A 6,770-nucleotide genomic window follows, 5' to 3' on the forward strand; every position below is an offset into this window, starting at 1 on the left:
ACAAAGCAGATATTCTTGCGGAGAGCTTGCACATGGCAGCTGGACAGGGCCTGATGGCCGGTAAGCGGGGCCTGATCCTCGGCGTCGCCAACAATCGGTCGATCGCTTACGGCATCGCCAAGGCTTGCGCCGATCACGGCGCTGAAATCGCGCTGACCTATCAGGGCGAGGCCTTCAAGAAGCGCGTCGAGCCGCTGGCGGCCGAACTCAACGCGCATGTCGCGGGCCATTGCGACGTCACCGATCCGGAAAGCCTCGACGCCGTCTTTGCCGACATCGCCAGCCATTGGGGCAAGCTCGACTTCCTCGTCCATGCCATCGCCTTCTCCGACAAGGACGAGCTCACCGGCCGCTATGTCGAGACGACGCGCGACAATTTCCTGCGCACCATGGACATTTCGGTATTTTCCTTCACCACCATCGCCAAGCGCGCCGAGCCGCTGATGACGGACGGCGGTTCGCTTTTGACGCTGACCTATTACGGCGCCGAAAAGGTGATGCCGCATTACAACGTCATGGGTGTCGCCAAGGCGGCGCTCGAAGCAAGCGTGCGTTATCTCGCCGTCGACCTCGGCGCCAAGAAGATCCGCGTCAACGCCATCTCGGCCGGCCCGATCAAGACGCTTGCCGCCTCCGGCATCGGCGACTTCCGCTACATTCTGAAGTGGAACGAATACAATTCGCCGCTGAAGCAGACGGTCACCCAGGAAGAGGTCGGCGATTCCGGCGTCTATTTCCTGTCGGACCTGTCGCGCGGCGTCACCGGCGAGGTCCATCACGTCGATTCCGGCTACCATGTCGTCGGCATGAAGGCGGTCGACGCGCCGGATATCTCGACCGTCAAGGACTGATCGTCTCCTTCGCCTATCCTTCGTCCCAGGCCCTGGCCCGACCTCGGAAGACCTGATGTATCCGCTCGCCTACATCGCGCGCCACGGCCAGACCGAGTGGAATGCCGAGCGCCGCCTGCAAGGCCAGGCCGATACCGATATCAACGAACTTGGCCGCGAGCAGGCGACGCAAAACGGTCGACGGTTGGCGCAACTCATCGGAAATGCAGCGGATTTCGATTTTGTCGCCAGCCCGATGCGGCGCACTCGCGAGACGATGGAGCTGATGCGCGCGGCGATGGGGCTCGACGCGCTCGCCTATCGCACCGATCCGCGCCTGGTGGAGCTAAGCTTCGGCGACTGGCAGGGTTTCACTTTTGCCGAACTCGAAAAGCGTGTCCCGGGCTCGACCAAAAGTCGCCGCGCCGCCAAGTGGGATTTCCAGCCGCCGGGCGAGGGCGCGGAAAGCTACGAGATGCTGCTGGAACGGGTGCAGCCGTGGTTCGATGCACTCGACCGGCCCACGGTCTGCGTCACCCATGGCGGCGTCATCCGCTGCTTCTTCCGCTTCGTTGCCGGCCTCTCCAAGCAGGAAGCCGCCGGCCTCGAGATCCCGCAGGATCGCCTGCTGCGGCTGAAAGGCCGCAGCCTGGAGTGGTTGTGAGGCAGATGCCTCAGCGTCGTCATCCTAGGATCCCGTGACCTAGGTCGAATGGCATGGCGGTGCAGAACCGAGGTCGTTCTGCACCGCTGCAAAGCTTCGACGGAACGGCATGGATTCTAGGGTCTGCGCGCGTCGCTCCGCTCCTTGCTTCGCCCTAGAATGACGAGGCTTTCGGCGTTCCGGCCAATAAGGTTCTGTATGGCGCAGTGCGGCCAAGGCCTCGCGGGCGCAGACTAATTCTGGTCGCTGTCGGGCAACTGCATATCGGTCACGACATTCTCGCCATTGGTCACGTCAAAGGCGATGACGATGTCCATGCCCGGCTTCAGCGAGTCGACATCGGTCTCGGCGTTGAGCTTGTAGGCCTTGCCGTCGTCAAGCGTCAGCGTCAGCGTGTCCTTGTCGACCTTCTTGATCAGGCCTTCGGTCTGGCCGGCGAACGCGGCGGCGGTGGAAATCAGCAGCATGGCGCAGGCGGCACCAATCAGGGTACGCATCGTCGTCCTCTTTTAGGTCATTGCGCCGGCTGGTAGCGGCGGATCCTCAACGGCGGATGGAAGAGAGCAGAAATCAACCGAATGTGTCAAAACTAAATCCGCCAGATCACAGTTTGATGCACCCGTTTGACCACTGTTGAAAACGCCAATAGAAGGCTGCGTGCGGCGCCGCGCGTCCTTTTGGACGTGCAAAGGACGCTGTGGCACTTTAGACTTCCGGCTCCGCCGCCGGGCAGGGCGTTTTTTATGTCTCACAACACATTCGGCCATCTCTTCCGCGTCACCACCTGGGGTGAAAGCCATGGCGCAGCACTCGGCTGCGTTGTGGATGGCTGCCCGCCCGGCATCCGCTTCAGGCGCGGGGACATCCAGGCCGAGCTCGACCGGCGCCGTCCTGGACAGTCGCGTTTCGTCACCCAGCGCCGCGAGCCGGACGAGGTCAGGATCCTGTCCGGCTTCATCCTCGACGAGGACGGCGAGACGATGATCACCACCGGCACGCCGGTGTCGATGCTGATCGAGAATGTCGACCAGCGCTCCAAGGACTATGGCGAGATCGCCCGCCAGTATCGGCCGGGCCATGCCGACTACACCTACGACGTCAAATACGGCCTGCGCGACCATCGCGGCGGCGGCCGCTCGTCGGCGCGCGAGACGGCGGCTAGAGTCGCCGCCGGCGCGCTGGCCCGCAAGGTGGTGCCGAGCATGACGGTGCGCGGCGCGCTGGTCTCGATGGGCGAGAAATCGATCGATCGCGCCAACTGGAACTGGAATTTCGTCGGTGATGCCGAAAACCCCTTCTTCACGCCCGATCCGGCCTCGGTGCCGGTGTTCGCCGCCTATCTCGACGGCATCCGCAAGGCGGGCTCCTCTGTCGGCGCGGTGATCGAGATCGTCGCCGACGGCGTGCCGCCGGGGCTTGGAGCGCCGATCTACGCCAAGCTCGACCAGGACATCGCTTCCGGCCTGATGTCGATCAATGCCGTCAAGGGCGTCGAGATCGGCAACGGCTTCGAGGCCGCCCGTATCACCGGCGAGCAGAACGCCGACGAGATGCGCATGGGCAACGACGGCAAGCCGGTGTTCTTGTCCAACAATGCCGGCGGCATCCTGGGCGGTATCTCGACTGGGCAGGCAATCGTCGCCCGTTTCGCCGTCAAGCCGACCTCGTCGATCCTGACGCCTCGCCAATCGATCGACAAGGACGGCAAGGATGTCGAGGTGATGACCAAGGGCCGCCACGACCCTTGCGTCGGCATCCGCGCCGTGCCGATCGGCGAAGCCATGGTTGCCTGCGCGATCGCCGATCATTATCTGCGGCATCGAGGACAGACAGGAAAGGCAGTAGGCAGTAGGGAATAGGCAGTAGGTCAGCATGCCAACTCGACACAGCCTTTTTCCTTCCCTACTGCCTACTGCCTAATTCCTACTGCCTGCGAGCGAAGCGAGCGTTCCATGCCTTACGACCAGAAGAAGATCGTCGAAGCGATCCGCGCCTTCGAGCGCGGCGAGATCGTCGTCGTCATGGACGATGACGGGCGCGAGAACGAGGGCGACCTGATCGTCGCCGCCGTGCACTGCACGCCGGAGAAGATGGCCTTCATCGTCCGCAACACCTCCGGCATCGTCTGCACGCCGATGCTGCGCGAAGACGCCAGGCGGCTGAATCTCGCGCCGATGGTGGCGGACAATGACTCCGCCCACACCACTGCCTTCACCGTTAGCGTCGATTTCAAGCACGGCACCACGACCGGCATTTCCGCTGACGACCGCACACTCACCGTCCGCAACCTCGCCAACGGCAATGTCGGCGCCTCCGACTTCGTCCGTCCCGGCCATATCTTCCCGCTGATCGCACGCGAAGGCGGCGTGCTGATGCGCTCCGGCCATACCGAGGCTGCCGTCGACCTCTGCAAGCTCGCCGGCCTGCCGCCGATCGGCGTCATTTCCGAACTGGTCAATGATGACGGCACCGTCAAGCGTGGCCCGCAGGTGGCGGCCTTTGCCGAGGAGCATGGCCTCAAGCAGGTCTCCGTCGCCGATCTCATCGCCTACCGGCAGCGCAAGGAGACGCTGGTCGAGCGCGTCGCCTGCTCCGACATCGAGACGCTTGGTGGAAAGGCACAGGTCTTCACCTACACGTTGCCCTGGGATTCCATGCACCACGTAGCGATTGTCTTCGGCGATATCCGCGACGGCGAGGAGGTGCCGGTGCGCCTGCATTCGGAAGATGTCGTCACCGACGTCTTCGGCACCAGCCATCGCCTCGACGGCATCATGAAGGCGATGGGCGAGCGCAGGCGCGGCGTCATCGTCTATCTGCGCGAAGGCTCGGTCGGCGTTGCCCATCAGGAGCGCAAGCGGCCGCAGAGCGGCGAGCGCGAGGACCATGAGGAAGCCCGCCGCCGCGAGAACGAGTGGCGCGAGATTGGGCTCGGCGCCCAGATTCTCAAGGATCTCGGCATTTCCTCGATCAACCTGATCGCCTCGCGCGAGCGCCATTACGTCGGCCTCGAGGGCTTTGGCATCCACATCGCCAGGACGGAAATTCTGTAGCTGGCTAACGCCTCCGCGACGTCATCATCCACGGGCGGAGCAAGGAGCGAAGCGACGCGCAACGACCCGAGGATGACGATGTCGCGAAGCTAAGTCCCAACGTCTCCGATGAACATCGGACAGCTGGAACGCTTCTTCCCGTCACTCCGCAGGCATCACCGCTTTGCCCCTGTCCACATCGCAGTCGCCCGTCGCCAACCGGCATTGGCCGGCAAGCACGGTAGCCAAAGCGATCGCGCCTGCCGCCACCGAGACCCAAAACCCGTTCTGCGGGCCGAAATTGTCGACCATCCAGCCGGCGGCGAAGGAGCCCAGCGCCATGCCGATGCCGATGCCGGTCGTCACCCAGGTCACGCCTTCGGTCAGCGTTGCCGGCGGCACGTGGCGCTCGATCAGGCCGAAGGCGGTGATGAAGGTGGGCGAGATCGCGACGCCGCTGACGAAGACCGCGAGCGCCAGCGTCGGCACGGTGTCGGCGAAAAGCAGCGGCAGCGTGGTGAGCGCGATCACGGTGACCGCGACCGCCAGTTGCCGTTGCAGCGGCGCTTTCAGGCTCAGCGCGCCGACGATGATGCCGAGCACGAAGGATCCCAGCGCATAGACGCCGATCACCAGGCTTGCCGCTTGCGGTTGGCCGAGCTCCTTGGTGATGGCAACGGTGGTGACTTCCGTGGTGGCGAAGGTCGCGCCGACGAAAATCAGCGCGAAGGTGATGATCTGCACCGGAGGCAAACGGATCGCCGAGCCGGCCGCGCCATGCTCCTCGGCGCGGACGGGCGGCTCGGACGAGCGCTGCAGCAGGAATACCGCCGAGCCGAGCGCGAGCAGCAATGTACTGACCACGATCCCGGCTTCGGGAAACAGCGCCGCGCTCAAGCCCACCGACAGCGAGGCGCCGGCGACATAGACCAGTTCGTCCGCGGCCGATTCGAAGGCAAAGGCTGTGTTGAGCTCCAGCCGGTCGCGAAAGATCTCGGTCCATCGCGCCCTGACCAGCGCCGGGATGCTGGGCATGGCGGCGGCAAGCAGCGCCGATAGGAACAAGGTCCAGACCGGCCAGTGCTGGTTGGCAGCAACGATCAGCGTCGTGAAGGAAAGCACGGAGACGATCGTCATCGGCGCGGCAACCGCCGTCTGGCCGCGCCGGTCCACCAGCCGCGACACTTGCGGCGACAGGAAGGCGTTGACCAGCGCATAGGTCGCGGAAACCGCTCCGGCCAGCCAGTATTCGCCATGCGTCTGCGACAGCATCGCCACGATGCCGATCGGCGCCATGGCGATCGGCAACCGGGCGACGAAAGCCGCCGCGGCAAAGCCTTTCGTGCCGGGAGCCCGAAAGATGTCCGCATAAGGATTTCGCATGGTTCTCCTCCTCGACAAGGGTGCATACCGCAATTACATACGCAGCGTATGAATGTCAGATAGTTCATACGTCTCGTATGTCAATTGGCATACGATGCGTATGTGGATAGGGCCAGAGGCATGCACAGACCGCGCAAGGAGATGATCGCCGAGACACGCGCCAAGCTGATCGCAGCCGCCCGCCACGCCTTCGGCACGATCGGCTATGCCGAGGCCTCAATGGACGATTTCACCGCCTCGGCCGGGCTCACCCGCGGCGCGCTTTATCATCATTTCGGCGACAAGAAGGGGCTGCTGCAGGCTGTAATCGCCGAGATCGACGGCGAAATGGCCGCGCGGGTGAACGAGGTGGCTTCGAAAGCGCCGACCCGCTGGCAGCATTTCGTCGACGAATGCACCACCTATATCGAGATGGCGCTGGAGCCGGAAATCCAGCGCATCATGTTCCGCGACGGCCCGGCAGTGCTCGGCGACCCGGCGCAGTGGTCGAACGCCAATGCCTGCACGGCGTCGATGACCGATCACTTGACCGCGCTGCAGGAAGAGGGTGTCGTCGTTCCCGACCTCGACCCAGAGACGGCCTCGCGGCTGATCAACGGCGCCAGCAGCCAGGCCGCGCAGCGCATCGCCAATTCGAAGGATCCGGAAGCGACGTCGAAGAAGGCAATCGCGGCCTTTAAGCAGCTGCTCGAAGGCCTGCTCAAGAAGGCCTGATCCACGATCGGGTAGCCAAGCCACTAGTACCTGTGCACAGAGATTATGACTCTTTGGCGGTGGGCTTTGGATAGGCTTTGGCCAATTTGAGGCGCGCCTGTTCGGTCGAGAACATCCAATTGATGCGCGCGCCGCTGGCGTTTCGCT

At 63.8% G+C, this 6,770-nt stretch carries 7 protein-coding genes; 5 read left to right on the forward strand and 2 right to left on the reverse strand.

The window, feature by feature from the left end; all coding sequences use genetic code 11:
• Positions 1–32: 32 nt before the first annotated feature.
• Together fabI and RFM68_RS07870 are read left to right on the forward strand one after the other, a co-directional pair.
• Positions 33–851, forward strand: coding sequence for an enoyl-ACP reductase FabI (gene fabI, locus RFM68_RS07865; protein WP_320232140.1), 819 nt, complete (start codon positions 33–35; stop codon positions 849–851).
• A 55-nt stretch (positions 852–906) separates the two neighbouring features.
• Complete coding sequence (locus RFM68_RS07870; RefSeq protein WP_320232141.1) at positions 907–1,494, forward strand: histidine phosphatase family protein; 588 nt, start codon at positions 907–909, stop codon at positions 1,492–1,494.
• A 233-nt stretch (positions 1,495–1,727) separates the two neighbouring features.
• On the opposite strand, the gene RFM68_RS07875 is transcribed toward RFM68_RS07870, so the two are convergent.
• Positions 1,728–1,991, reverse strand: a complete 264-nt coding sequence (locus RFM68_RS07875) for a DUF1344 domain-containing protein (protein WP_320232142.1) — start codon at positions 1,989–1,991, stop codon at positions 1,728–1,730.
• A 246-nt stretch (positions 1,992–2,237) separates the two neighbouring features.
• Between RFM68_RS07875 and aroC the strand changes: the two genes are divergently transcribed.
• Positions 2,238–3,353, forward strand: coding sequence for a chorismate synthase (gene aroC / locus RFM68_RS07880; RefSeq protein WP_320232143.1), 1,116 nt, complete (start codon positions 2,238–2,240; stop codon positions 3,351–3,353).
• Positions 3,354–3,446: 93 nt separating this feature from the next.
• Entirely contained in the window at positions 3,447–4,547 is a 1,101-nt protein-coding gene (ribB, locus tag RFM68_RS07885) for a 3,4-dihydroxy-2-butanone-4-phosphate synthase (protein WP_320232144.1), read from the forward strand.
• A 141-nt stretch (positions 4,548–4,688) separates the two neighbouring features.
• Here the strand turns inward: ribB and RFM68_RS07890 are convergent, their stop codons facing one another.
• On the reverse strand, positions 4,689–5,909 hold the full coding sequence (locus RFM68_RS07890) for an MFS transporter (protein ID WP_320232145.1): 1,221 nt from the start codon (positions 5,907–5,909) through the stop codon (positions 4,689–4,691).
• A 120-nt stretch (positions 5,910–6,029) separates the two neighbouring features.
• On the opposite strand from RFM68_RS07890, the gene RFM68_RS07895 reads away from it, so the two are divergent.
• Positions 6,030–6,623 carry a TetR/AcrR family transcriptional regulator gene (locus RFM68_RS07895; protein ID WP_320232146.1) on the forward strand — a complete coding sequence of 198 codons (594 nt, stop codon included), beginning with the start codon at positions 6,030–6,032 and terminating at the stop codon, positions 6,621–6,623.
• The last annotated feature ends 147 nt before the right edge of the window (positions 6,624–6,770 follow it).

Origin of the sequence: Mesorhizobium montanum (assembly GCF_033977145.1) — a bacterium.
Lineage (GTDB): Bacteria > Pseudomonadota > Alphaproteobacteria > Rhizobiales > Rhizobiaceae > Mesorhizobium > Mesorhizobium montanum.

Excerpts from the sequence above, each read along its gene's own strand:
- RFM68_RS07870 (WP_320232141.1), top strand. The coding sequence starts at position 907 with ATGTATCCGCTCGCCTACATCGCGCGCCACGGCCAGACCGAGTGGAAT.
- RFM68_RS07895 (WP_320232146.1), top strand. The coding sequence starts at position 6,030 with ATGCACAGACCGCGCAAGGAGATGATCGCCGAGACACGCGCCAAGCTG.
- RFM68_RS07890 (WP_320232145.1), bottom strand. The coding sequence starts at position 5,909 with ATGCGAAATCCTTATGCGGACATCTTTCGGGCTCCCGGCACGAAAGGC.
- aroC (WP_320232143.1), top strand. The coding sequence starts at position 2,238 with ATGTCTCACAACACATTCGGCCATCTCTTCCGCGTCACCACCTGGGGT.
- RFM68_RS07875 (WP_320232142.1), bottom strand. The coding sequence starts at position 1,991 with ATGCGTACCCTGATTGGTGCCGCCTGCGCCATGCTGCTGATTTCCACC.
- ribB (WP_320232144.1), top strand. The coding sequence starts at position 3,447 with ATGCCTTACGACCAGAAGAAGATCGTCGAAGCGATCCGCGCCTTCGAG.
- fabI (WP_320232140.1), top strand. The coding sequence starts at position 33 with ATGGCAGCTGGACAGGGCCTGATGGCCGGTAAGCGGGGCCTGATCCTC.